Genomic DNA, 24,465 nt, shown 5'->3' on the forward strand with positions numbered 1-24,465 from the left:
CGGGGCCCCGGCCCTCATCGGGAGGGTGCTACTTCCTGCTGGACTGGGTGATGCGCAGCATGTTGCCGGAAGGGTCGCGGAAGGCGCAGTCCCGGACGCCGTACGGCTGGTCGATCGGCTCCTGGAGCACCTCGCCGCCCGCGGCCCGGACCTGCTCGAAGGCGGCGTCCACGTCCTCGGCGGAGAGGATCACACCGCGCAGCATGCCCTTGGCGAGCAGCTCGGCCATGGTCTGCCGGTCGGCCGCCGGGGCGTTCGGGTCCGCGAGCGGGGGTTCGAGGACGATCTCCACGTCCGGCTGGGCGGGGGACCCGACGGTCACCCAGCGCATGCCTTCGAATCCGACATCGTTGCGCACTTCCATTCCCAGGGCGTCGCGGTAGAAGGCGAGCGCCTTGTCGTGGTCGTCGACGGCGATGAAACACTGCGAGAGGTTGATGTCCATGCGTTTCACGCTAGGTGCGGGGTGGGGGATTTGCTTCTCCATTCCTGACCGGTCGCGTGAGCATCTTGGCGACGCACGCCGGGATGGTCTCCCCGGCGTCGTGGGGGCGGGTCCGGTAGGCGCTCGGGGTCTCCCCCACCAGCTCGGTGAAGCGGGAGCTGAACGAGCCCAGTGACGTACAGCCGACGGCGAAGCAGACCTCCGTGACCGACAGGTCGCCCCGGCGCAGCAGCGCTTTGGCCCGCTCGATGCGGCGGGTCATGAGATAGCTGTACGGGGTCTCGCCGAAGGCGGCACGGAAGCTGCGGGAGAAATGGCCGGGCGACATCAGGGCGGCGCGGGCCAGCGAGGGGACGTCGAGCGGTTGGGCGTACTCGCGGTCCATGCGGTCACGGGCCCGACGCAGCCGGGCCAGATCCTCCAGCCTCACTCCCTCACCCTCCCACGGTCGCCGACGCCCGGCCCGTCATCCGGAAAGGGGTCACCACTCGCGCTCGGCGATCAGTTCCTCCGGGTCCGCGTCCGTGAAGCCGTACGCCGTCGCGATGGTCCAGAAGGCCTCGCCTATCTCCTCGCGTGCGACGGTCTCGATCTCGCCGCCCGCCGCCTCGAACTCGGCCTCCAGGTCGTTGAAGGCCTCGGTCGCCACCGCGGTCAGCGCGTACAGGGCGGTGAGGTCCGTGGGCTTCTCGGCCTCGATCCGCTCGCACAGGGCGCGCAACACCGCCGTGCCCTTGTCCAGGAGGTGGTCCGGGAAATAGTCGTCCTCGTACAGCAGGGCCAGGAACGCGTGCCCCGCCAGCTGCTCGTTCGTGATCGTCATGGTGGTCCCCCGATACGTCCGACGGCGTTGTTCCGATACTCCCCCACAGGACTGACAATCGGGCCCGGACGCCGGACCCACCCGTCTCCGCGTGCCGAGCATCACCCTGGACAGCGCACCCGACTGGCGGGTAACTTCGAAGGGAGTCTGAGCAAGCGCTTAGCCATGTACGACCTGTATCAACCGACTGCCGACCTAGGAGGCATCCCGTGCGCCGTACGGTATTCAACGAGGACCACGAGGCGTTCCGGGAGACCATCCGCGCCTTCATCGCGGCCGAGGTCGTGCCGGTCTACGACGAGTGGTTCGCCGCCGGTCAGGTGCCGCGCGACTTCTACCTCAAGCTCGGTGAGCTGGGCATCTTCGGCATCGAGGTCGACGAGGAGTACGGCGGCGCGGGCATCGACTCGCACAAGTACGAGGCCGTCATCTACGAGGAGACCGCACGCGCGGGTGTCACCTTCGGCGGCTCCGGCGTCCACACGCTGCTCGGCCTGCCGTACGTGAAGATGCTCGCCACCGACGAGCAGAAGAAGCGCTGGCTGCCGAAGTTCGCGACCGGCGAGGAGATGTGGGCCCTCGCGATGACCGAGCCGGGCACCGGCTCCGACGTCGCGGGCATGAAGACCACCGCCAAGCTCTCCGAGGACGGCACGCACTACGTCCTCAACGGCGCCAAGACCTTCATCACCGGCGGTGTGCACGCCGACCGCGTGATCGTCTGCGCCCGTACCGCCGCCCCGCGCGAGGACGACCGCCGCTTCGGCATCTCCCTCTTCGCCGTCGACACCAAGTCCGCGGGCTACTCGGTCGGCCGCAAGCTCGACAAGCTCGGCCTGAAGACCTCCGACACCGCCGAGCTGGCCTTCGTCGACGTCAAGGTCCCGGCCGAGGACCTCCTCGGTGAGGAGAACAAGGGCTTCGGCTACCTCGGCACCAACCTGGCCTCCGAGCGCTGGGGCATCGCCTTCGGCGCGTACGCCCAGGCCGCGGCCGCCGTCCGGTTCGCCAAGGAGTACGTGCAGGAGCGCACGGTCTTCGGCAAGACCGTGGCCTCGTTCCAGAACACCAAGTTCGAGCTGGCCGCCTGCCAGGCCGAGGTGGACGCCGCCCAGGCCGTCGCCGACCGCGCGCTGGAGGCCCTGGACGCCGGTGAGCTGACGGCGGCGGAGGCCGCGTCCGCCAAGCTGTTCTGCACCGAGGTCGCCCACCGCGTCATCGACCGCTGCCTCCAGCTGCACGGCGGCTACGGCTTCATGAACGAGTACCCGATCGCCCGCCTGTACGCGGACAACCGCGTCAACCGCATCTACGGCGGCACCAGCGAGGTCATGAAGTCGATCATCGCCAAGTCGATGGGGCTCTGAACACTGCCAATGGCGCTGTGAACACTGTCGATGGGGCTGTGACACTCCAGCAGCCGGTTCGGTGAGGACCACGTTTCCGTAAGGACCACGTTCCCTTCATGAGCGCAGCACTCGATTCCCTGCTCGATCTGCTCGACCTGGAGCAGATCGAGCGGGACATCTTCCGGGGCATGAGCCGCAGCGCGGTCGTGCCCCGGGTGTTCGGCGGGCAGGTCGCGGCCCAGGCGCTGGTCGCCGCGGGCCGTACCGTCCCGGCCGAGCGGGCGGCCCACTCCCTGCACGCGTACTTCCTGCGGGCGGGCGACCCGGGCGCGCCGATCGTCTACAGCGTCGACCGCATCCGCGACGGGAGGTCCTTCACCACCCGCCGGGTCGTCGCCGTCCAGCACGGGCAGCCCATCTTCCACCTCTCCGCGTCCTTCCAGACGTACGAGGACGGCATGGAGCACCAGGCGGACATGCCTGCCTCTCCCGACCCGGAGACCCTGCCCACGGCCGCCGAGATGCTCCCCCGGTACGCGGACCGCTTCAGCGATCCGGGGATGGTGGACCGGCTGATCGAGGCGCGGGACGCGGTGGACCTGCGGTACGTGGACGCGCCGCCGTTCGGCACGGTGGGCGAGGCGCGAGAGCCGCGTTCGCAGGTGTGGTTCCGGACGAACGGCAAGCTGGCCGACGACCCCCTGCTGCACGTCTGCATGGCCACCTACGTCTCCGACATGACCCTGCTCGACTCGGTGCTGCTCGCCCACGGGCGGGGCGGCTGGGCGGTCGGGGACGTGGTCGGGGCGAGCCTGGACCACGCCATGTGGTTCCACCGGCCGTTCCGGGCCGACGAGTGGCTGCTCTACGACCAGGAGTCGCCGTCGGCCTCCGGTGGGCGGGGACTGGGCCAGGCCCGTATCTACACAGCCGACGGACGCCTCGCGATCACCGTCATCCAGGAGGGTGTCGTCCGGGTTCCGCGTGCCCCGGGGATGAGCACCACCTGAGGGTCCATTTCGGACATACTCCCCTCCATGAGCGACTCCACGAGCGACTCAACGAGCGGCACAACGAGCGGCACAACGAGCGGCACTGCGGCGGAGAACACCGCTGATGGCGGGGAGTCCACGTTCACGGTGGTCGTGGCGGCCCTCGCCAACCTCGGCATCGCCGTGGCGAAAGCCGTCGCCGGGCTGATCAGCGGCTCCAGCGCGATGCTCTCCGAGGCCGCCCACTCGGTCGCGGACACCGTCACCGAGGTCATGCTCCTCACCGCGCTGAAGCGGAGCGGGAAGCCGGCCGACGAGGCCCACCCCCTCGGTTACGGCCCCGAGCGCTACATCTGGGCGCTGCTCGCCTCCATCGCCACCTTCGTCGGCGGGGCCGTCTTCTCCGTCTACCACGGGGTGCACACGCTGATCGCGGGCGAGGAGCCGGGCGATCCGCTCGTCTCCTACATCGTCCTCGGCGTCGCGTTCCTGCTGGAGGGCTACTCGCTGCGGACCGGCGTCAAGCAGGTGCGGCGCGAGGCGTCACGGCTGCGGGTGCCGGACGCGTACTACCTGCGCCACACCCCCGACACCGCCGTGAAGGCCGTCGTCATGGAGGACTCGGCGGCCCTGGTCGGGCTGCTGCTGGCGGCGGGCGGGCTGCTCGGCGGGCAGCTGACGGGTTCGGGGGTCTGGGACGCGACCGCGTCCTGTCTGATCGGCCTGCTCCTCGTGTACGTGGCCTGGGTGCTCGGCCGGTCCAACGCGCAGCTGCTCATCGGGCGGCCGCTGCCCGCCGCGATGCGGTCCGCGGTGCGCGAGGAGCTGCTTTCGGTGCCGCACATCGTGGACGTGCTGGAGCTGACCACGCTGATCCAGGGGCCGAGCGAGATCCTCATCGCCGCGAAGATCGACTTCCGGGACATGGCCACCGCTGAGGAGGTCGAGTGGGCGTGCGACGAGGCGGAGGACCAGTTGCGGGAGCGGTTCCCGTCGGTCCGGCGGGTCTATCTGGACCCGACGCCGGGACGCTCGCAGCGGCGCCCCGGCCCCTGACGTGCCTGATGCGCCCTGATACGCCCCGGCCCCCCGACCCGTCCTACGGCGTCAGCTCCGCGACCGCCTTCGCGATGCGCCGCTCGCGCGTCGCGACCGCCTTCGCTCCCTCGATCGACGTCACGTGCGCCTTCTGGCGGCTGGGCGACAGGGCGCGGAACGCCTCCGCGGCCCCCGGCACCGCCGCGAGCGCCGCCGCGAAGTCCTCGGGCGGCTCCACCGTGCGGGGCCCGGTGTCGATGGCCTGCGCCCCCTCCGCCTCCACGGCCTCTACACGGCGGACCCCTCCGCGACCGCCCCCTCAAGCTCGGTCTCCTCGGGCTCAGTCCCCTCGGGCTCCGCCTCCAGCAGCCCCGCCGCGTGCAGCAGGTAGTCCGTCATCGGGTCGTAGAAGCGCGGGTCGGTCACGTGGTCGTCCAGCGGAACCGTGACCTGGAGGGTGCCCTCCGCCTCCCCGAGGAACAGGGCCGGGTCGTTGCAGTCCGCGTAACCGATCGCGTCCAGCCCCCGCTGTCCCGCGCATCCCGCCCAGCCGTGGTCCGCGACGACCAGGTCGGGCAGCGGGCGGCCCAGCTGGGCCATGGCGTCCAGGATGGCCGCCATCGGGGCCGGGGAGTGGGTGTGCCAGAGCGTCGCCCCGCGCTCCAGCATCGCGACGTCGGCGAACTGGAAGACCATGCCCTCGTCCGCGATCAGCCCCGAGGGAATCCGGACGATCTCGCAGCCGGCCCTGCGCAGGGCGTCCGCCGTCTGCCGGTGCACGTCCAGCAGGCCGCCCGGGTGGCCGGTGGCGAACAGGACCCGCTCGCGGCCGGCGGCGGCCTTGCGCAGCCGGGCGGCCATCCGCTCCAGGGCGTCGACCGTCAGCTCGGGATCGATGGTGTCCTGGCCCTGCCGGTGCGCGGGGTCGTCGTTCACCCCGCAGCGCTCGGCCATCACGGCCAGCACGTCCTGCTCGTCGCTCCACCGGTCCCCCAGCTCCAGGCCCAGCCAGTAGTGACGGTCGCCGTTGGCGAGCTTGCGGTAGTGGGAGAGGTTGTTGTCGCGGGGTGTGGCGACGTCTCCCGCGATACGCGAACGGACGAGGTGGTCGACGAGGGCGGCGCGGCTGGGTATCGGCATGGACCCATTGTGCCGTCCGGTGTGCGGGCTGTGCCGGGTGTCTTGCCCGGTGGACCGCCCCGCGCGAAGTCCGTGGCCCGCCCCGCGAAGTCTTTCGGGACTGTTCACCGTGGCGTGACCTGCTTCTCCCTCCGGCGGGCGGACACCGGGCTCGAATGGGATCACCAAGAGGTCTGGACCAATCGAGTTGCGCCAATCCTCGCCGATCCCCTGTCTCATTCCGCTCATCGTGGCACTTTTGGACAAGTGGTCTATACCTATGGCGCTAGGGTGCCAGCGGAATCAGGCACGCCGGGACCAGGCGGGCCGGGACCAGGCACGCCGATCAGCCATGCCGGGGCCAAGCGCGCCGAAACGGGCACATTCGTAGCCGTGGGGGGCTTCATGACCGTGCATCACCTTCCGCAACCACCGTCCGACGATGAGCTGTACTGGTACTTCGGGCCGCAGCGCCGCTGGGTCCTGGTGAGCAGTTCCCTGGCCTTCGTGTTCACGGCGGCGACGATGTTCACCTTCGCGCTGCGGACCCCGGCCCTGTGGGCGTTCCTCGCGGTCCTCGGGCTCAACGTCGTGGCCCTGCTGCTCTCCTCCGTGAACAGCCTGCGTCAGCGGCGGCTGACCCGGGCCTCCCACGAGGTGCTGGTCCGCGCCTGGCGACCCGCCCGGCTGCCGACCGTCGACCTCTACCTGCCGACCTGCGGCGAACCGCTCCCGGTCCTCGCCAACGCCTACCGCGCGGTCGCCGCCCTCGACTGGCCCGGCGCGCTGACCGTCTGGGTGCTGGACGACGCGGACCGGGGCGAGGTGGCGGCCCTGGCGGCCGAGCACGGCTACCGCTACGTCGTACGCCCCGACCGGGGGCATCTGAAGAAGGCGGGGAACCTCAACCACGCGCTCACCCTGTCGGACGCCGAGTTCATCGCGATCCTGGACGCGGACTTCGCGCCCCGGCCGGACTTCCTGCGGCATCTGGTCCCGTATCTCGCGGACCCCGCCGTCGGCATCGTGCAGAGCCCGCAGTGCTTCGACACCGACGCGGGCATGGACTGGATCCAGCGCGCCGCCGGTTCCGCGCAGGAGTGGTTCTTCCGCTGGATCCAGCCCTCCCGGGACGCCAGCGACGCCGCGATCTGCTGCGGCAGCAACGCCGTCTACCGGCGGAGCGCGATCGACCTCGCGGGCGGCTTCGCCCGGCTCGACCACAGCGAGGACCTGTACACCGGACTGGCCCTGCACGAGCGGGGGTTCCGCACCCAGTACGTGCCCGTCCTCGTCGCCAAGGGCACCTCGCCCGACACGGTCACCTCGTTCGTCAACCAGCAGTACCGGTGGGCGATGGGCAATCTACACCTGCTCGGCGCCCCGGTCCTCAAGCGGATGCGCGCACCCTGGCGGATGCGGCTCTGCTTCTACGAGGGTGTCCTCGGCTATCTGACCACGGCCGTGAACACCTTCGCCGCCCCGCTGCCGCCGCTGGTGATGATGTTCTGGTACCCGGACCACATCCGGCCCTGGCACGTGCTGCCGCTGCTCGCCCCGCTGTGGCTGTGGCACGTGCTGCTGCCCCGGATCAGCCGCACCCGGTGGCGGGTGGAGGTGATCCGGGCCGGCGTCCTCACCAGCGTGGCCGCCGCGACCGCGTTCTGGCACACCCTGCGCGGCCGCAGCGCCGCCTGGGTGCCCACGGGGGCCCGTACGACGCGGAGTTCGGGCTCGATGGCCCGGCGGGTGGCGGGCGTCTCGCTGGTCTGGCTGGTGCTGTCCAACGGGGCCGCGTCGGCGGGCCTCGCGCTGGCCGTGGCCCGTAACGGCTGGGAGCCCACCTGGGGACTCGGCCTCTACGTCCTGGTCCAGTTGCAGATCAACGTCCCGCTGATCCGGGACCTGTCGACCGAGCTGCGCCCGCCCGCGAAGGCGGCCGAGCCACTCGCCGCGCCGCCGCGGACCCGGACGGGCATGCTGCCCCGCCGCTGGCCCGAGTCCCTCGCCGCGTCCGCGGTCCTCCTGCTCACCGGTCTGATCGCCTCGGGGTGGGTCAACCCGATGCTTCCGTGGTCAAGTTGAAAGGCCCTGCCACCATGCCCTCCCTTCCCCTCGCTCCCGGCCCGCACCGGAAGCGGTCCACTCACCCACCCGCGGTACCGCCCTCCCGTGGCGGCGCCGAGTCCGGCCCCAGCCCGCACCGGTCCGCGTTCCGGCCGGACATCGAGGGGCTGCGCGCGGTCGCCGTCCTCTCGGTGCTCGCCTTCCACGCCCAGATCCCCGGTACGGCGGGCGGCTTCGTCGGCGTGGACGTCTTCTTCGTCATCTCCGGCTATCTGATCACCGGGCTCCTGGTCCGGGAGGCGATCACCACCGGGCGCATCCGGCTCGGGGACTTCTTCTCCCGCCGGGCCCGGCGGCTGCTGCCCTCCGCCGCCGTGGTGCTCGCGGCGGTGGCGGTGGCCGGGGCCTGGCTGACCGTACCGCTGCTCCGCACCGACCTGGAGCGCGACGTACTCGCGGCGGCGCTCTCCGTCGCCAACTGGCGTTTCGTGGCCCAGCAGACGGACTACCTGGCCGCCGGGCACGACCAGAGTCCGCTGCTGCACTTCTGGTCGCTCGCGGTCGAGGAGCAGTTCTATCTGTTCTGGGCCCCACTGCTGGCGGCCATCGTCCTGGTCGCCGCCCGCGCCGTGCGCCGGGGCCGGGCCGTGCGCGCGGTCGTGGCGCTCGTGACGGCGGCGTTGGCCGTCGCCTCGTTCGCCCTGTCCCTGCACTGGACGCGGGAATCGGTCTCGCTCGCATACCTCGGAACACCTTCTCGGGTCTGGCAGTTCGCCGTCGGCGCGCTGCTGGCGCTGCTGCCGTGGCACCTGCTGCGCGGGCCGCGCCCGCTGCGGCTGGTGTGCGGGTGGGCGGGGGCCGCCGCGATCGTCTGGTGCGTCGTGTCGTACGACGCCTCGACCCCGTACCCCGGTTGGGCGGCGCTCGTCCCGACCCTGGGCACGGCCGCCGTCGTCCTCGCCGCGATACCGGGGCGGGGCGAGCGTGAGGTCCAAGGCGCATACGGGGTGGGCAGGTTGCTCGCCATGCGGGCTCCCCGCGCGATCGGGCGGCTCTCCTACACCCTCTACCTGTGGCACTGGCCGGTGCTCGTTCTGGCCGAGGCGCGCCTCGGCCCGCTCGACTGGCCCGCGAGGACGGCGCTGACGCTGGCGGCCGCGCTGCCCGCCCTCGCCACCCTGCGCTGGGTCGAGCAGCCGCTGCGCCGCAGCCGTACGGTCTCCGAACTCCCGCGCCGGGGACTGTCGGTGGGGATCTCCGCGATCGTCCTGCCGGTGGTGCTCGCGCTGGTGGTGGGCACGACGACGCTGCATCTGATGGGCCCGACCACGCCGGTCGACCCGAAGGGCCTCCCGCCGGGCGCGGCGTCCGGCCCCTCCCTGCTGGCCCGGCCCGACGGCGCCCCGCTCGCGGACGGCCCGCTGGTCCCGGGCCCCGCCCAGGCGCGCGAGGACTTCCCGCCGGACGGGTCCTGCCAGGTCGCCCCGGCGGTGACGCGCAGTCCGGAGTGCCTGTTCGGCGCGGCGGACAGCCCGGACCGGATCGTGCTGCTCGGCGACTCGCACGCCGGGCAGTGGTTCTCCCCGATGCTCGCGATCGCCTCGCAGCGCGGCTGGGCGCTCCAGGAGCTGGTGAAACAAGGCTGCCCCCTGCCGGAACTGACGGTGCAGAGCCCACAGTTGGGGCGCGCCTACCGGGAGTGCGACACCTGGCGGGCCGACGCCCTGGACCGGCTGCGGAACGGCCCAAAGCCGCGGCTCATCGTGATCGCCTCGCTCAACCACTACACGGACGACGACGAACTCCTCGCCTCCGCCTGGGAGAAGACCCTGAAGCGGCTGCGGGCGACCGGGGCGCCGATCGTCCACATCGAGGGAACCCCCGTCCCCGGCACGGACGTCCCGGCCTGCGTCTCGGGCAGCGTGACCGACCCCGCGGCCTGCGCGTTCAGCCGCGCGGACGCCGTCCCGCCGGACCCGCTGGCGCGCCGGATCGCGGCGGGCGAGGTACCGGGCGTGCGGTCCATCGGCGTGAACCCGGTGCTGTGTCCGGGAGACGGTCCCTCCTGCCCGGCGGTACGGGAGCGAATCCTGCTCTACCGGGACGACGCGCACCTGACGAACGTGGCGGCCGTCGTGCTGACCCCGCGCCTGGAGCGGCTGCTGACGGACTCCGGCGCACTGCCGCCGGCCGGACGCAGCGGCTGATCAGCTCGCGGTGCCGGACGGTCTTCTCCACAACGTCACCGCGCGCAGCAGCGTTTCGACCGGGCCGAGCCGGTGGCGGCTCATCAGCCGGGCGGACGCGGCGAGCTGGCATCCGTAGAAGAGGAGGGCCCCGGCCATGGCGGCGGCCGCGCCGACCCGGCCGTGCAGCGCGGCCCCGTAGCCGGTGAAGACGAGCGCCATCACCAGGGACTGCGCGAGGTAGTTGGTGAGCGCCATGCGGCCCGCCGGGGCGAGGCGGGCCGCGAGGCGCGCGCCGCGCGGGGTGGTGAACCACAGGAGCAGCCCGCTCGCGTACGCGGCGCTGAGCGCGGGCGCGGTGAGCATGCCGACGAGGAACAGTGGTCAGGACCGGGGCGGCCGGGCGGTTCTGTTGCAGGTCGCGGCGGAGGCGACGGCAGTGGTGGCGACGGCAGTGGCGGCGGTTCGGGCAGCGGCTTCGGCGGTGGCTCAGGGCACCGCGGAGAGCACGGTCACCACGGTGACCGTGGTGATCGCCGCCTGGAGGTCGCGGATCGCCTCCCGTACGCTCACGCCCGCCCAGTGTCCGTCGGCGATCTCCGCCATGCGCGGGGCCACCTGGTTCTTCGGCAGACCGGGGAACGTCTGCGGGTGCATCCCCGTGGCGTGCAGCAGGGCGATCAGCGCGCTGGTGCGGGCGTCCGGCTCGGCCCCGTGCAGCACGACGGCGGCCAGCCGGGCGCGCAGCTCGCGTTCGACGGAGCCGTCGGTCTCCGGGTAGCGGCGGACCGGGAAGACGCCGAGCACCCGGTGCTTCTCCTCGGCCACCAGACCGCGGGCGACGAGGCTGTCCACGACGTCCTGGGAGCCCTTGGCGTGGTCCCTGGTGAGCCAGGCGACCACCTTGCGGCTGCTGGAGGTCCCGTGGACCCAGCGCGCCAGCCGGTCGAGCCGCCCGTCCAGGAGCGGGTCCCCGGTCGGGGACGGGTCGAAGACCTCGACGCGGCCGCCCCTGACCGTGACGCGGCCCGCCATGACCAGCTCCAGGAGCATGCCCGCGGCCACACCCCAGCGCGCCGCGGTCTCTCCCTTCGCCGCGCCGGTCGTGTCGTCCAGCGACAGCAGCATGATCTCTTCGCCCAGCGAGACGGCCATGGTCAGGGCCCCCGTTCCTCTTCGTCCTGATCGGACAGACGCGAAGATCCCTTCCCGGGTTGCCCAGGGCCGCCCAGGTGATGGAGCTCCTGCTCAGGAGGGTTCCGCGGCCGCCGCGAAGGCGCCTCGCGCCAGCCGGTGCAGCAGCGCGGCGGTGGCCTCGCGGCCCGGGCGGGCCTCGGGCCGGGCCAGGTGCGGGGTGGAGTTCAGCAGGCCGAACACGGCGTGCACGGTGACCCGGGCCTGGTTCTCGGCCAGCGACGGGTAGAGGGCGCGGACGACGCCGACCCACACCTCCACGTACTCGCGCTGGAGCCGGCGCACCCGCTTGCGGTCCGTGTCGCGCAGCCGGTCCAGCTCGCGGTCGTGGAGGGTGATGAGGGGGCGGTCGTCGAGGGCGAAGTCGATGTGGCCCTCGATGAGCGCGTCCAGCAGGGCCTCCGGGGAGCCGCCGCCGCGCGCGGCGTCCTCCGTGACCCGCAGCAGTCCGCCCTCCAGCAGGCGTTCGCTGATGCCGACCAGCAGCTCGGCGAGCATCGCGTCCTTGCCGGGGAAGTGCCGGTAGAGGCCGGGGCCGCTGATCCCGACGGCGGCGCCTATCTCGTCGACGCCGACGCCGTGGAAGCCGCGCTCGGCGAAGAGGCGGGCGGCCTCCCGGAGGATCTGCTCGCGGCGGGTGGGGGCCGCGACGCGGGCGGCGGCATGGGTGCTCATGAGGATTCATTCTAGACAGGGTCGTTAGCGGTCGTTAACCTGAGGGAAACGCGTTAACGCTCATTAACAGCCGACCATCGTCAACGGCTAACTATCGCGGTACGGGCAAGGGGGCTCGACACGATGCAGCAGGCACCGGTCCTGGCGAGCGCGGCCGATCCCGCCTCGGAGGCCTGGCAGGCCAACGAGGCGGCGCATCACGCGCTCTCCGACGAGCTGGCGGGACGCCTCGCCACGGCACGGCTGGGCGGGGGTGAGAAGGCGCGGGCCCGCCACGAGGCGCGCGGCAAGCTGCTCCCCCGGGACCGGGTGGACGCCCTCCTCGACCCGGGCTCCCCGTTCCTGGAGCTGGCCCCGCTGGCGGCGAACGGGATGTACGGGGACCAGGCCCCGGCCGCGGGTGTCATCGCGGGCATCGGGAGGGTCTCCGGCCGCGAGTGCGTGATCGTCGCCAATGACGCGACCGTCAAGGGCGGCACGTACTACCCGATGACCGTGAAGAAGCACCTGCGCGCCCAGGAAGTGGCCCTGGAGAACCGCCTGCCCTGCCTCTACCTGGTCGACTCGGGCGGCGCGTTCCTCCCGATGCAGGACGAGGTCTTCCCCGACCGGGACCACTTCGGGCGGATCTTCTACAACCAGGCCCGGATGTCGGGGGCGGGCATCCCGCAGATCGCGGCGGTGCTGGGCTCCTGCACGGCGGGTGGGGCGTACGTCCCGGCGATGAGCGACGAGGCCGTGATCGTACGGAACCAGGGCACGATCTTCCTCGGCGGACCGCCGCTGGTGAAGGCGGCGACCGGCGAGGTCGTCACGGCGGAGGAACTGGGCGGCGGCGAGGTCCACTCCCGGATCTCCGGTGTGACCGACCACCTCGCGGAGGACGACGCGCACGCCCTGCGCATCGTCCGCAACATCGTGGCCACGCTCCCGGACCGCGCCCCGCTCCCCTGGTCGGTCGAGCCGGCCGAGGAGCCGAAGGTGGACCCGGCGGGTCTGTACGGCGCGGTCCCGGTGGACTCCCGGACGCCGTACGACGTGCGCGAGGTCATCGCCCGCGTGGTGGACGGCTCGCGCTTCCAGGAGTTCAAGGCGGAGTACGGCACGACGCTGATCACCGGCTTCGCCCGTATCCACGGCCACCCCGTGGGCATCGTCGCGAACAACGGCATCCTGTTCGCCGAGTCGGCCCAGAAGGGCGCGCACTTCATCGAGCTGTGCGACCAGCGCGGCATCCCGCTCGTCTTCCTCCAGAACATCTCCGGCTTCATGGTCGGCCGCGACTACGAGGCGGGCGGCATCGCCAAGCACGGCGCGAAGATGGTCACGGCCGTCGCCTGCACCCGCGTGCCGAAGCTGACGGTCGTGGTCGGCGGTTCGTACGGCGCGGGCAACTACTCCATGTGCGGCCGGGCCTACAGCCCCCGCTTCCTGTGGATGTGGCCGAACGCCAAGATCTCGGTGATGGGCGGCGAGCAGGCCGCGTCGGTCCTGGCCACCGTCAAGCGCGACCAGTTGGGCGACGACTGGAGCGCCGAGGACGAAGAAACGTTCAAGGCCCCGATCCGCGCCCAGTACGAGACCCAGGGCAACGCCTACTACGCGACCGCCCGGCTCTGGGACGACGGCGTGATCGACCCCGTGGACACCCGGCAGGTCCTCGGCCTCGCCCTGACCGCCTGCGCCAATGCCCCGCTGCCCCAGAAGGACCCGGCCGGGCCCGGCTTCGGCGTCTTCCGGATGTGAGGAACAGATGACGATGTTCGACACCGTGCTCGTCGCCAACCGCGGCGAGATCGCCGTCCGGGTGATCCGGACCCTGCGGGAGCTGGGGGTGCGCTCGGTCGCGGTCTTCAGCGACGCGGACGCGGACGCCCGGCATGTACGGGAGGCGGACACGGCCGTACGGATCGGCCCGCCGCCCGCGTCGGAGAGCTATCTGAACGTGGCCGCGCTGCTGGAGGCCGCCCGCCGCACGGGCGCGCAGGCCGTCCACCCCGGATACGGCTTCCTCGCGGAGAACGCGGAGTTCGCGCAGGCCTGCGCGGACGCGGGGCTGGTCTTCATCGGCCCGCCCGCCTCCGCGATCTCGCTCATGGGCGACAAGATCCGGGCCAAGGAGACGGTCGCGGCGGCCGGAGTCCCGGTGGTCCCCGGCTCCTCCGGGAGCGGCCTGACGGACGCCCAACTGGAGAAGGCCGCAAGGGAGATCGGCACACCGGTCCTCCTGAAGCCCTCGGCGGGCGGCGGCGGCAAGGGCATGCGCCTGGTCCGCGACGCGGCGGTGCTGGCGGAGGAGATCGCGGCGGCCAGGCGCGAGGCACGCGCCTCGTTCGGCGACGACACACTCCTCGTCGAGCGGTGGATCGACCGCCCCCGCCACATCGAGATCCAGGTCCTGGCCGACGGCCGGGGCAACGTGATCCACCTGGGCGAGCGCGAGTGCTCCCTCCAGCGCCGCCACCAGAAGATCATCGAGGAGGCCCCCTCGGTCCTGCTGGACGGGGAGACCCGGGCCGCGATGGGCGAGGCCGCCGTGCAGGCGGCACGCTCGTGCGGCTACGCGGGCGCGGGCACGGTGGAGTTCATCGTGCCGGGCGACGACCCGTCCTCGTACTACTTCATGGAGATGAACACCCGCCTCCAGGTCGAGCACCCGGTCACCGAGCTGATCACGGGCCTGGACCTGGTGGAGTGGCAGCTGCGAGTGGCGGCGGGTGAGGCACTGCCGTACGCGCAGGAGGACATCCGCCTGAACGGCTGGGCGATCGAGGCCCGCGTCTGCGCCGAGGACCCCGCCCGCGGCTTCCTGCCTTCCGGCGGTACGGTGCTGGCGCTGCGCGAGCCGCAGGGCGGCGGGGTCCGGACGGACTCGGGGCTCAGCGAGGGCGTCCCGGTGGGCAGCCTGTACGACCCGATGCTGTCGAAGGTCATCGCGTACGGCCCCGACCGCGCCACGGCCATCCGCAGGCTGCGGGCGGCCCTGGCGGACACGGTCATCCTGGGCGTCCCGACCAACGCGGGCTTCCTGCGCCGCCTGCTGGCCCACCCGGACGTCATCGCGGGCGACCTGGACACGGGGCTGGTGGAGCGCGAGGCGGAGGGCCTGGTGCCGGACGGGGTGCCGCACGAGGTGTACGCGGCGGCGGCCGCGGTCCGCCGGGACGCACTGGAGCCCCGGCCGGACGCGGGGGGCTGGACGGACCCGTTCTCGGTGCCGAGCGGATGGCGGACGGGAGGTGTGCGGGCCCCGCTGAGGTTCCCGCTGCGCGTCTCGGGCGCGGACCCGGTGACGTACGAGGCCCCGTCGGGAGCTGTGGTGGCACCGGACCGTGTGACGGTCGAACGGGACGGCGCGGTCGTCCACTTCCACCGCTCCGGCGACTGGCTGGGCCGGGACGGCGACACCTGGCACGTCCAGGACCACGACCCGGTGGAGGCGTCCCTGAGCGGGGCGGGCCGGAGCGGGGCGGACACGCTGGCGGCGCCGATGCCGGGCACGGTCACGGTCGTGAAGGTGGCCGTCGGGGACCAGGTCGAGGCGGGACAGAGCCTCCTCGTGGTGGAGGCGATGAAGATGGAGCACGTGATCTCGGCCCCGCACGCGGGCACCGTCACCGAGCTGGACGTGACGGCGGGCGCGACGGTGGCGATGGACCAGGTCCTGGCGGTCGTGGCCCCCGCCGCCGGTCAGGAGGAGGCATGACGACACAGCGAGCACTGCCCATGAAGGTCCCGGCCCCCGGCCTGCCCGCCCGGGTCCGGATCCACGAGGTAGGCGCGCGGGACGGCCTCCAGAACGAGAAGGAGACGGTCCCCACGGAGGTGAAGGCGGCGTTCATCCGCCGCCTGGCCGTGGCGGGCCTGACCACCATCGAGGCGACGAGCTTCGTGCACCCGAAGTGGGTGCCCCAACTGGCGGACGCGGAAGCCCTGTTCCCCCTCCTCGGGGAGATCGCGGACGTGGGTGACGTCTCCCTCCCGGTCCTCGTGCCGAACGAACGCGGACTGGACCGGGCGCTGGCGCTCGGGGCCCGGTCGATCGCGGTGTTCGGCTCGGCGACGGAGACGTTCGCGGCCCGCAACCTGAACCGCACGGTCGACGAGTCGCTGGCGATGTTCGAGCCGGTGGTGGCCCGGGCGAAGGCGGAGAAGGCGCATGTCCGCGGATACCTCTCCATGTGCTTCGGCGACCCGTGGGAGGGCGCGGTGCCGGTGGCGCAGGTGGTCGGAGTCGCGAAGGCGCTGATGGACCTGGGCTGCGACGAGCTGTCGCTGGGCGACACGATCGGGGTCGCGACGCCGGGCCACGTGACGGCGCTGCTGACAGCGCTGAACGAGTCGGGCGTGGCCACGCCCTCCATCGGCGTGCACTTCCACGACACGTACGGCCAGGCGCTGTCCAACACGCTGGCGGCGCTCCAGCACGGGGTGAGCACGGTCGACGCGTCGGCGGGCGGCCTGGGCGGCTGCCCGTACGCGAAGAGCGCCACGGGAAACCTCGCCACCGAGGACCTGGTCTGGATGCTCGACGGCCTGGGCATCGAGACGGGCGTCGACCTGGACGCCTTGACCGCCACCAGCGTCTGGCTGGCCGGACACCTGGGCCGGCCGAGCCCGTCCCGCACGGTCCGCGCCCTGGCCGCAAGCTCCCCAGCCCCTCCCTCTTCTCCCGCCTCCCACAAGGAGTGAGTTACCCATGTCCCTGGACCACCGGCTGACCGCCGAGCACGAGGAACTGCGCCGCACGGTCGAGGAGTTCGCGCACGACGTCGTCGCGCCGAAGATCGGCGACTTCTACGAACGCCATGAATTCCCTTACGAGATCGTGCGCGAGATGGGCCGGATGGGCCTGTTCGGGCTGCCGTTCCCGGAGGAGTACGGCGGCATGGGCGGCGACTATCTGGCTCTCGGTATCGCCCTGGAGGAGCTGGCCCGGGTCGACTCCTCGGTGGCGATCACCCTGGAGGCCGGGGTCTCGCTGGGCGCGATGCCGCTCCACCTCTTCGGCACGGAGGAGCAGAAGCGTCGCTGGCTGCCGAAACTCTGCGCGGGCGAGGCGCTGGGCGCGTTCGGCCTGACGGAACCGGACGGCGGCTCGGACGCGGGCGGCACCCGCACGACCGCGGTGCTGGACGAGGCAACGAACGAGTGGGTGATCAACGGCTCGAAGTGCTTCATCACCAACTCCGGTACGGACATCACCGAGTTGGTCACGGTCACCGCGGTGACGGGCCGCAGGGAGGACGGCCGCCCCCTGATCTCCGCGATCATCGTCCCCTCGGGCACCCCCGGTTTCACGGTCGCCGCCCCCTACTCCAAGGTCGGCTGGAACGCCTCGGACACCCGCGAACTGTCCTTCTCCGACGTCCGCGTCCCGGCGGCGAACCTCCTGGGCGAACAGGGCCGGGGATACGCCCAGTTCCTGCGCATCCTGGACGAGGGCCGTATCGCGATCTCCGCCCTGGCGACGGGCCTGGCGCAGGGCTGTGTGGACGAGTCCGTGAAGTACGCGGCCGAGCGCCACGCCTTCGGCAGGCCGATCGGCTCCAACCAGGCCATCCAGTTCAAGATCGCCGACATGGAGATGCGGGCCCACATGGCCCGCATCGGCTGGCGCGACGCGGCCTCGCGCCTGGTGGCGGGCGAGCCGTTCAAGAAGGAGGCGGCGATCGCGAAGCTGTACTCCTCGACGGTCGCGGTGGACAACGCCCGCGAGGCGACGCAGATCCACGGCGGCTACGGCTTCATGAACGAGTACCCGGTGGCGCGGATGTGGCGCGACTCGAAGATCCTGGAGATCGGCGAGGGGACGAGCGAGGTGCAGCGGATGCTGATCGCAAGGGAGTTGGGCCTGCCGTCCTGACCTGCCGCCCGATGGCCTGATCGCGGCCGCCCAGGCCGCCGTGGATGCGCCCACGGCGGCCTGGGCGGCTGAGTCGGCATGGGGTCACCCGTCGCCATCCGGCGGCACGAGGCGGGGGCACAGCGAGACCTGAGAAGCCCGAGAGGCCTGAAGCGCCTGAAGGGTCCGGTAGGGCCGGAAGGGCCGGAAGGGCCTGGAAGAAGCAGCTGGAAGGGACCAGAAAGGTCAGAAGGGTCCGAAATGATCCGGAAAGGGCCGGAAAGGGCCGGAAAGGGCCGCGAGGTGCGCCGCCGGGCCACATCCTCGCCCGGACGCCCTCACCACCTAGCAAGGTTAGGCTAACCTTCCTTCGGACTGCCCTCGCCGGAAGCCGGGCCCGTCCGCCCGCGGCTCCGGCCCGTCCCGGAGGAGCTCCCGTTGACGCTGACGACGACTGCCATCACCCCCGATGTCGCCCCGTTCCGGTTCTTCGACCTGACCGTTCTGCGGACCAGGCGACTGGGGCCCTCCATCCTCCGGATCACCCTCGGCGGCCCGGGAGCCGAGGGCTTCCGGGCCGGGGGGCGCGACCAGAGCCTGTCGCTCTTCCTGCCGCAACCCGGCCGGCGCGAGGCCCTGGTCCCGGAGGGGGAGAACGGGGCCTGGTACCCGAAGTGGCGGGCCCTGCCCGAGGACGTACGCGGGGTGATGCGCTCGTACACCGTGCGGGCCCAGCGGGCGCTGCCCGACGGTTCCACCGAGGTGGACATCGACTTCGCGCTGCACGGTGAGGGCGGGCCCGCCTCCCGCTGGGCGCTGACCGCCGCGACCGGGGACCGGCTGAAGGTACTGGGGCCCGCCGTCGCGGACAACACCTCCGTACGCTTCCGGCCGCCGACGGACACCGACTGGGTCCTGATCCACGCCGACGAGACCGCCCTGCCCGCCGCCGCCGCCATCCTGGAGTGGCTGCCCGCCGACCTGCCCGCCCGGGTCTGGCTGGAGGTCCCGTGCACCGAGGACCGGCAGGCCCTGAACACCGCGGCGAAGGCCCGGATCACCTGGCTCGTACGGAGCGAGGGGGCCGCCTCCGGCGTGGAGGCCGTGCGCGCCGCCGAGCTGCCCGAGGGCACGCCGTACGCCTGGATCGCGGGCGAGGCCTCCGGGGTACGGTCGCTGCGCCGCCACCTGGTCCAGGAGCGGGGCCTCGACCGCAAGCGCGTGACGTTCGTCGGCTACTGGCGGCGCGGGCTCAGCGAGGAACAGGTGCGCGACACGGAGTCGGCCACCGGGGCCGACATCTCGGAGTAGACGCCGCGGCCATCCGCCCCCTCCCCCCACCTCCCCGCTCCAGCGGCCCACCGAGTCCACCGAGCCCCCCGAAGCGGGAGCAAACCAGACAAGCGCCACAGCCCCCAGGGGGCGAGGGACGACCGGTTCAGGCTTAGGTTAGGCTACCCTCACTTCGACGTCGCGTCTCTCGCCCCCCGTCCCCTGCCCGGAGGGCCGCGATGAAATTCCCCTCACCCGGGAGGACCCCTTCATGCGTTCGCACCTGCTCAACAACACGACTGCGGAGCACTATCGGAGCACCGTCTCCGCAGGAGTGGACCGGGTCGCGGCCGCCCTCGCCGCCACCGAGCGGCCCTTCAGCGGGGTCGGTGTCGACGAACTCGCCCCCGTCGTCGACGCGATCGACCTCGACCGGCCACTGGGCGACGCCTCCGCCGCCCTGGACGAGCTCGGCGAGGTCTACCTCCGCGACGCCGTCTACTTCCACCACCCCCGCTACCTCGGGCACCTCAACTGCCCGGTCGTCATCCCCGCCGTGCTCGGCGAGGCCGTACTCTCCGCGATCAACTCCTCCCTGGACACCTGGGACCAGAGCGCGGGCGGCACCCTCATCGAGCGCCGGCTGATCGACTGGACCACCGAGCGGATCGGGCTCGGCCCGGCCGCCGACGGGGTCTTCACCAGCGGCGGCACACAGTCCAACCTCCAGGCCCTGCTGCTGGCGCGAGAGGAGGCGAAGGTCCGGCCGGAGCAGCTCACCCGGCTGCGGATCTTCACCTCGGAGTGCAGCCACTTCAGCGTCCAGAAGTCCGCCAAACTCCTCGGCCTCGGCCCGGACGCCGTCGTCTCCGTCCCCGTCGACCGCACCAAGCGCATGCAGACCGTGGCCCTCGCCCACGCCCTGGAGCAGTGCGTCGCCGAGGGCGCCATCCCGATGGCCGTCGTCGCGACCGCCGGCACCACGGACTTCGGGTCCATCGACCCGCTGCCCGAGATCGCCGCGCTCTGCGAGAAGTTCGCCGTCTGGATGCACGTGGACGCCGCGTACGGCTGCGGACTGCTCGCCTCCCGTGAGCGGCGCGGGCTGCTCGAAGGCATCGCCCACGCCGATTCGGTCACCGTGGACTACCACAAGTCGTTCTTCCAGCCCGTGAGTTCGTCGGCCCTGCTGGTCCGCGACCGGGCGACCCTGCGGCACGCCACGTACCACGCGGAGTATCTGAACCCGCGCCGGATGGCCGAGGAGCGGATACCCAACCAGGTCGACAAGTCCCTCCAGACGACCCGCCGGTTCGACGCGCTCAAGCTGTGGATGACGCTGCGCGTCATGGGCGCCGACGGCATCGGCGAACTGTTCGACGAGGTCTGCGATCTGGCCGCCGAGGGCTGGAAGCTGCTCGCCGCCGACCCGCGCTTCGACGTGGTGGTCCAGCCGCAGCTCTCCACGCTCGTCTTCCGCTACATCCCGTCCGGCGTCACCTCCCCGGACGAGATCGACCGGGCCAACCTCTACGCCCGCAAGGCGCTGTTCGCCTCGGGCGAGGCCATCGTCGCGGGCACCAAGGTCGGTGACCGCCAGTACCTGAAGTTCACCCTGCTCAACCCCGAAACGACCGCGGAGGACATCGCCGCGGTTCTCGATCTCATCTCCGGCCACGCCGAGAAGTACCTGGGAGACTCCCTTGACCGCGCTTCCTGACCCCCACGACTTCATCGGGATCGGGCTCGGCCCGTTCAATCTCGGACTGGCCTGTCTGACCGAGCCGATCGACGAACTCAACGGTGTCTTCCTGGAGTCCAAGCCGGACTTCGAGTGGCACGCCGGGATGTTCCTCGAAGGCGCCCATCTCCAGACGCCGTTCATGTCGGACCTGGTCACCATGGCCGACCCGACCTCGCCGTACTCGTTCCTGAACTACCTCAAAGAGCGGGGCAGGCTCTACTCGTTCTACATCCGGGAGAACTTCTACCCGCTGCGGACCGAGTACAACGACTACTGCCGCTGGGCCGCCGCGAAACTGAGCAGCATCCGGTTCAACGAGACCGTCGAGCTCGTCACGTACGACGAGGGCACAGCCCTCTACACCGTACGGACCGCCTCCGGCGCGGAGTTCCGCGCCCGGCATCTCGTGCTCGGGACGGGCACCCCGCCGTACATACCCGAGGCCTGCCAGGGGCTCGGTGGGGACTTCATCCACAACTCCCGTTACCTGGAGGGGAAGGCCGAGCTCCAGAAGAAGAAGTCCATCACCCTGGTCGGCAGCGGGCAGAGCGCGGCGGAGATCTACTACGACCTGCTCTCCGAGATCGACGTGCACGGCTACCGGCTCAACTGGGTGACGCGCTCGCCGCGGTTCTTCCCGCTGGAGTACACCAAGCTGACGCTGGAGATGACCTCCCCGGAGTACATCGACTACTTCCACGCGCTGCCCGAGGAGACCCGCTACCGGCTGGAGACCGGGCAGAAGGGGCTGTTCAAGGGCATCGACGGGGAGCTGATCGACGCGATCTTCGACCTGCTCTACCAGAAGCACCTGCCCGGCCCCGTGCCGACCCGGCTGATCACCAACTCCGCTCTGACCAGTGCCCGTTACGACGAGGAGGGCGGGGCCTACAGCCTGGGGCTGCGCCAGGAGGAACAGGGCAAGGACTACTCCCTGACCACCGAGGGCCTGATCCTCGCCACCGGCTACCGCTACGAGGCCCCCGCCTTCCTCGCGCCCGTCACCGGGCGGCTGCGCCACGACAGCCGGGGCCGTTTCGACGTGGCCCGCAACTACAGCATCGACACCACCGGGCGCGGGGTCTTCCTCCAGAACGCCTCGGTGCACACCCACTCGATCACCTCGCCCGACCTGGGCATGGGTGCCTACCGCAACGCGTACATCATCGGCGAGCTGCTCGGCCGCGAGGTCTACCCGGTCGAGAAGTCCATCGCCTTCCAGGAGTTCGCCGTATGAGCCGCCCCGACACCGACCGCGCCGAGACCGACCGCGCCGACACCGGCCGCCCCGGCACCGGCCGTGCCGAAGGAATCGGCACGTTCACCGTCCGCCCGCTCGACCCCCTCGCCGACGCCGAGCTGGTGCACGGCTGGGTGACGCACCCCAAGGCCGCCTTCTGGCTGATGGGCGGCGCGAAACTGCAGGACGTGGAGCGGGAGTACATGGCGATAGCCGCCCACCCGCACCACGACGCGTTCATCGGGCTGCACGACGGCGAACCCGCCTTCCTGATCGAGCGCTACGACCCCACCGAGGTCGAGCTGAAGGGGCTGTACGAGGCGGAGCCCGGCGATGTCGGGATGCACTTCCTGGTCGCCCCGACCGACACCCCCCTCCACGGCTTCACCCGGGCCGTGATCACCGCGGTGATGGACTTCCTGTTCGCCGACCCGTCGGTGCGCCGGGTCGTCGTCGAGCCCGACGTCACCAACAGCGCCGTACAGGCCCTCAACAAGGCCGTCGGTTTCGAGGTGCTGCGGGAGATCGCCAAGCCGGAGAAGGACGCCCTGCTCAGTGCCTGCACACGGGAGCAGTTCGAAGCAGCAACCGGAGGTAACGACCGATGACGACCGCCCTCGCCGACAGCGTCGCCCACCTCTCCCCGGAACGCTGGGCCACCGCAAACCGACTGCTGGTCCGTAAAGCACTGGCGGAATTCAGCCACGAACGGCTGCTGGCTCCCACACCTCTGGGCGAGGACCGCTTCACCATCCGTAGCGACGACGCCTCCACCGAGTACCGTTTCGCCGCACGCCTCTTCGCCCTGGACCACTGGCAGGTCGCTGCGGAGACCATCACCCGGCACCGGCACGGCGTCGAACTCCCCCTGGACGCCGTCGAGTTCTTCATCGAGCTGCGGCACACTCTCGGGATCTCCGAGGAGGTCCTGCCGGTCTACCTGGAGGAGGTCTCCTCCACCCTGGCCGGAACCGCCTACAAACTCACCAAGGAACCGGCCACCTCCGGCCGGCTCGTCGCCGCCGGCTTCCAGGCCATCGAGACCGGGATGACCGAGGGCCACCCCTGCTTCGTCGCCAACAACGGACGGCTCGGCTTCGGCGTGGACGAGTACCGTGCGTACGCCCCCGAGGCCGCGGCGGAGATCCGCCTCGTCTGGCTGGCCGCCCGCCGCTCGCGCGCCACCTTCACGTCGGGTGCCGGGATCGACTACGAGACGCTGGTCGAGGGCGAGTTGAGCGAGGCGACCCGGGAGCGGTTCGCCGGGGCGCTGCGCGGGCTCGGCCTGGACCCGGACGACTACTTCCTGCTGCCCGTCCACCCCTGGCAGTGGTGGAACAAACTGGCGGTCACCTTCGCCGGTGAGCTGGCCGAACGGCATCTGGTGGTGCTCGGGGAGGGCGAGGACGGCTATCTCGCCCAGCAGTCGATCCGCACGTTCTTCAACACCGACCATCCCGAGAAGCACTACGTCAAAACGGCGCTGTCCGTCCTCAACATGGGCTTCATGCGCGGGCTTTCGGCCGCGTACATGGAGGCCACCCCGGCGATCAACGACTGGCTGTCCGGTCTCATCGAGCGCGACGACCTGCTGCGCGGGGCCCGGTTCTCGATCATCCGGGAGCGGGCCGCGATCGGCTACCACCACCGGTCCTACGAGGCGGCGACCGCCAAGGGCTCCCCGTACCGGAAGATGCTCGCCGCCCTGTGGCGCGAGAGCCCGGTGCCGGGCCTCCAGCCGGGCGAGCGGGTCGCGACGATGGCCTCCCTGCTCCACACCGACCACGAGGGCCGCTCGGTGGCCGGGGCGCTGATCTCCGAATCCGGGCTGGACGCGCAGACGTGGCTGCGGCACTACCTGGACGCCTATCTGGTGCCGGTGCTGCACAGCTTCTACGCCTACGACCTGGTCTACATGCCGCACGGCGAGAACGTGATCCTGGTCGTGGAGGACGGGGTCGTCACCCGCACGATCTTCAAGGACATCGCCGAGGAGATCGCGGTGATGGACTCGGACGCGGTGCTGCCGCCGCAGGTCGAGCGCATCCGGGCCGAGGTCCCCGAGGACATGAAGCTGCTGTCGGTCTTCACCGACGTCTTCGACTGCTTCTTCCGCTTCCTCGCGTCCGGCCTGGCCACCGAGGGCGTCCTCGACGAGGAGACCTTCTGGCGGACGGTCGCGGCCTGTGCGCGCGACTACCAGGACTCGGTGCCGTACCTCTCGGACAAGTTCAAGGAATACGACCTGTTCGAGGCGGATTTCGCACTGTCCTGCCTCAACCGCCTCCAGCTGCGCAACAACCAGCAGATGGTCGACCTCAACGACCCCGCCGGTGCGCTCCAGTTGGTCGGCCGCCTGAAGAACCCGATCGCCGGGTACTGAGCGAACGGCCCCACCGACCGGTGAGCGCCCGAGGACGGTCCCTCGGGCGCTCACCTCTTCCCTCCTCCGGAGCCGACCGGACACACACCGTGA

General features: G+C 71.5%; 22 protein-coding genes. 14 read left to right on the top strand and 8 right to left on the bottom strand.

Going from position 1 to position 24,465, the window contains the following annotated elements; genetic code table 11:
• Positions 1-28 precede the first annotated feature (28 nt).
• The 3 genes from ACZ5WC_RS27890 to ACZ5WC_RS27900 are packed head-to-tail and all read right to left on the bottom strand — an operon-like array spanning position 29 to position 1,268.
• Positions 29-445 (bottom strand): VOC family protein, encoded by a 417-nt coding sequence (locus ACZ5WC_RS27890; protein WP_468543386.1) that lies wholly within the window; start codon positions 443-445, stop codon positions 29-31.
• A gap of 10 nt (positions 446-455) precedes the next feature.
• Positions 456-875 carry a helix-turn-helix transcriptional regulator gene (locus tag ACZ5WC_RS27895; RefSeq protein WP_468543387.1) on the bottom strand — a complete coding sequence of 140 codons (420 nt, stop codon included), beginning with the start codon at positions 873-875 and terminating at the stop codon, positions 456-458.
• 51 nt (positions 876-926) lie between these two features.
• Entirely contained in the window at positions 927-1,268 is a 342-nt protein-coding gene (locus tag ACZ5WC_RS27900) for a DUF5713 family protein (protein WP_468543388.1), read from the bottom strand.
• A gap of 209 nt (positions 1,269-1,477) precedes the next feature.
• Here ACZ5WC_RS27900 and ACZ5WC_RS27905 point away from each other — a divergent pair, with 209 nt between their 5' ends.
• The 3 genes from ACZ5WC_RS27905 to ACZ5WC_RS27915 all read left to right on the top strand — a co-directional run bounded on the left by ACZ5WC_RS27905 (position 1,478) and on the right by ACZ5WC_RS27915 (position 4,665).
• Positions 1,478-2,635: an acyl-CoA dehydrogenase family protein gene (locus ACZ5WC_RS27905; RefSeq protein ID WP_468543389.1), complete on the top strand. Its 1,158-nt coding sequence runs from the start codon at positions 1,478-1,480 to the stop codon at positions 2,633-2,635.
• A gap of 98 nt (positions 2,636-2,733) precedes the next feature.
• Positions 2,734-3,627, top strand: coding sequence for an acyl-CoA thioesterase (locus tag ACZ5WC_RS27910; RefSeq protein ID WP_468543390.1), 894 nt, complete (start codon positions 2,734-2,736; stop codon positions 3,625-3,627).
• A 27-nt stretch (positions 3,628-3,654) separates the two neighbouring features.
• Positions 3,655-4,665, top strand: coding sequence for a cation diffusion facilitator family transporter (locus ACZ5WC_RS27915; protein WP_468543391.1), 1,011 nt, complete (start codon positions 3,655-3,657; stop codon positions 4,663-4,665).
• Positions 4,666-4,708: 43 nt separating this feature from the next.
• On the opposite strand, the gene ACZ5WC_RS27920 is transcribed toward ACZ5WC_RS27915, so the two are convergent.
• Both ACZ5WC_RS27920 and ACZ5WC_RS27925 read right to left on the bottom strand, forming a co-directional pair.
• The gene (locus ACZ5WC_RS27920) at positions 4,709-4,930 is read right to left on the bottom strand and encodes a YdeI/OmpD-associated family protein (protein WP_468543392.1); all 222 of its coding nucleotides are present in this window, start codon (positions 4,928-4,930) and stop codon (positions 4,709-4,711) included.
• A gap of 5 nt (positions 4,931-4,935) precedes the next feature.
• Positions 4,936-5,787: a phosphatase gene (locus ACZ5WC_RS27925; RefSeq protein ID WP_468543393.1), complete on the bottom strand. Its 852-nt coding sequence runs from the start codon at positions 5,785-5,787 to the stop codon at positions 4,936-4,938.
• 384 nt (positions 5,788-6,171) lie between these two features.
• Here ACZ5WC_RS27925 and ACZ5WC_RS27930 point away from each other — a divergent pair, with 384 nt between their 5' ends.
• Together ACZ5WC_RS27930 and ACZ5WC_RS27935 are read left to right on the top strand one after the other, a co-directional pair.
• Complete coding sequence (locus ACZ5WC_RS27930; RefSeq protein ID WP_468543394.1) at positions 6,172-7,851, top strand: glycosyltransferase family 2 protein; 1,680 nt, start codon at positions 6,172-6,174, stop codon at positions 7,849-7,851.
• 14 nt (positions 7,852-7,865) lie between these two features.
• Positions 7,866-10,040 (top strand): acyltransferase family protein, encoded by a 2,175-nt coding sequence (locus ACZ5WC_RS27935; protein WP_468543395.1) that lies wholly within the window; start codon positions 7,866-7,868, stop codon positions 10,038-10,040.
• On the opposite strand, the gene ACZ5WC_RS27940 is transcribed toward ACZ5WC_RS27935, so the two are convergent.
• The 3 genes from ACZ5WC_RS27940 to ACZ5WC_RS27950 all read right to left on the bottom strand — a co-directional run bounded on the left by ACZ5WC_RS27940 (position 10,041) and on the right by ACZ5WC_RS27950 (position 11,888).
• The gene (locus ACZ5WC_RS27940; protein ID WP_468543396.1) at positions 10,041-10,385 is read right to left on the bottom strand and encodes a DUF418 domain-containing protein; all 345 of its coding nucleotides are present in this window, start codon (positions 10,383-10,385) and stop codon (positions 10,041-10,043) included.
• A gap of 123 nt (positions 10,386-10,508) precedes the next feature.
• On the bottom strand, positions 10,509-11,174 hold the full coding sequence (locus tag ACZ5WC_RS27945) for a GOLPH3/VPS74 family protein (RefSeq protein ID WP_468543397.1): 666 nt from the start codon (positions 11,172-11,174) through the stop codon (positions 10,509-10,511).
• 93 nt (positions 11,175-11,267) lie between these two features.
• Positions 11,268-11,888 (bottom strand): SACE_7040 family transcriptional regulator, encoded by a 621-nt coding sequence (locus ACZ5WC_RS27950; RefSeq protein ID WP_468543398.1) that lies wholly within the window; start codon positions 11,886-11,888, stop codon positions 11,268-11,270.
• 123 nt (positions 11,889-12,011) lie between these two features.
• On the opposite strand from ACZ5WC_RS27950, the gene ACZ5WC_RS27955 reads away from it, so the two are divergent.
• The 9 genes from ACZ5WC_RS27955 to ACZ5WC_RS27995 all read left to right on the top strand — a co-directional run bounded on the left by ACZ5WC_RS27955 (position 12,012) and on the right by ACZ5WC_RS27995 (position 24,372).
• The gene (locus ACZ5WC_RS27955; protein ID WP_468543399.1) at positions 12,012-13,634 is read left to right on the top strand and encodes a carboxyl transferase domain-containing protein; all 1,623 of its coding nucleotides are present in this window, start codon (positions 12,012-12,014) and stop codon (positions 13,632-13,634) included.
• A gap of 7 nt (positions 13,635-13,641) precedes the next feature.
• On the top strand, positions 13,642-15,594 hold the full coding sequence (locus ACZ5WC_RS27960) for an acetyl/propionyl/methylcrotonyl-CoA carboxylase subunit alpha (RefSeq protein WP_468543400.1): 1,953 nt from the start codon (positions 13,642-13,644) through the stop codon (positions 15,592-15,594).
• Positions 15,595-15,614: 20 nt separating this feature from the next.
• A complete protein-coding gene (locus ACZ5WC_RS27965) occupies positions 15,615-16,580 on the top strand; it encodes a hydroxymethylglutaryl-CoA lyase (protein ID WP_468543500.1) in 966 nt (321 codons plus the stop codon).
• A gap of 7 nt (positions 16,581-16,587) precedes the next feature.
• Positions 16,588-17,754 carry an acyl-CoA dehydrogenase family protein gene (locus ACZ5WC_RS27970; protein ID WP_468543401.1) on the top strand — a complete coding sequence of 389 codons (1,167 nt, stop codon included), beginning with the start codon at positions 16,588-16,590 and terminating at the stop codon, positions 17,752-17,754.
• A gap of 423 nt (positions 17,755-18,177) precedes the next feature.
• Entirely contained in the window at positions 18,178-19,044 is an 867-nt protein-coding gene (locus ACZ5WC_RS27975; protein WP_468543501.1) for a siderophore-interacting protein, read from the top strand.
• Between the two features lie 232 nt (positions 19,045-19,276).
• Positions 19,277-20,725, top strand: a complete 1,449-nt coding sequence (locus ACZ5WC_RS27980) for a pyridoxal phosphate-dependent decarboxylase family protein (protein ID WP_468543402.1) — start codon at positions 19,277-19,279, stop codon at positions 20,723-20,725.
• On the top strand, positions 20,709-21,986 hold the full coding sequence (locus ACZ5WC_RS27985) for a lysine N(6)-hydroxylase/L-ornithine N(5)-oxygenase family protein (protein WP_468543403.1): 1,278 nt from the start codon (positions 20,709-20,711) through the stop codon (positions 21,984-21,986). The genes ACZ5WC_RS27980 and ACZ5WC_RS27985 overlap by 17 nt, the downstream gene beginning before the upstream one ends.
• Complete coding sequence (locus ACZ5WC_RS27990; protein ID WP_468543404.1) at positions 21,983-22,597, top strand: GNAT family N-acetyltransferase; 615 nt, start codon at positions 21,983-21,985, stop codon at positions 22,595-22,597. The genes ACZ5WC_RS27985 and ACZ5WC_RS27990 overlap by 4 nt, the downstream gene beginning before the upstream one ends.
• A complete protein-coding gene (locus ACZ5WC_RS27995) occupies positions 22,594-24,372 on the top strand; it encodes an IucA/IucC family protein (RefSeq protein ID WP_468543405.1) in 1,779 nt (592 codons plus the stop codon). Before ACZ5WC_RS27990 ends, ACZ5WC_RS27995 begins: the two co-directional genes overlap by 4 nt.
• Positions 24,373-24,465 lie beyond the last annotated feature (93 nt).

This window comes from Streptomyces sp. NPDC033165 (genome assembly GCF_055577965.1).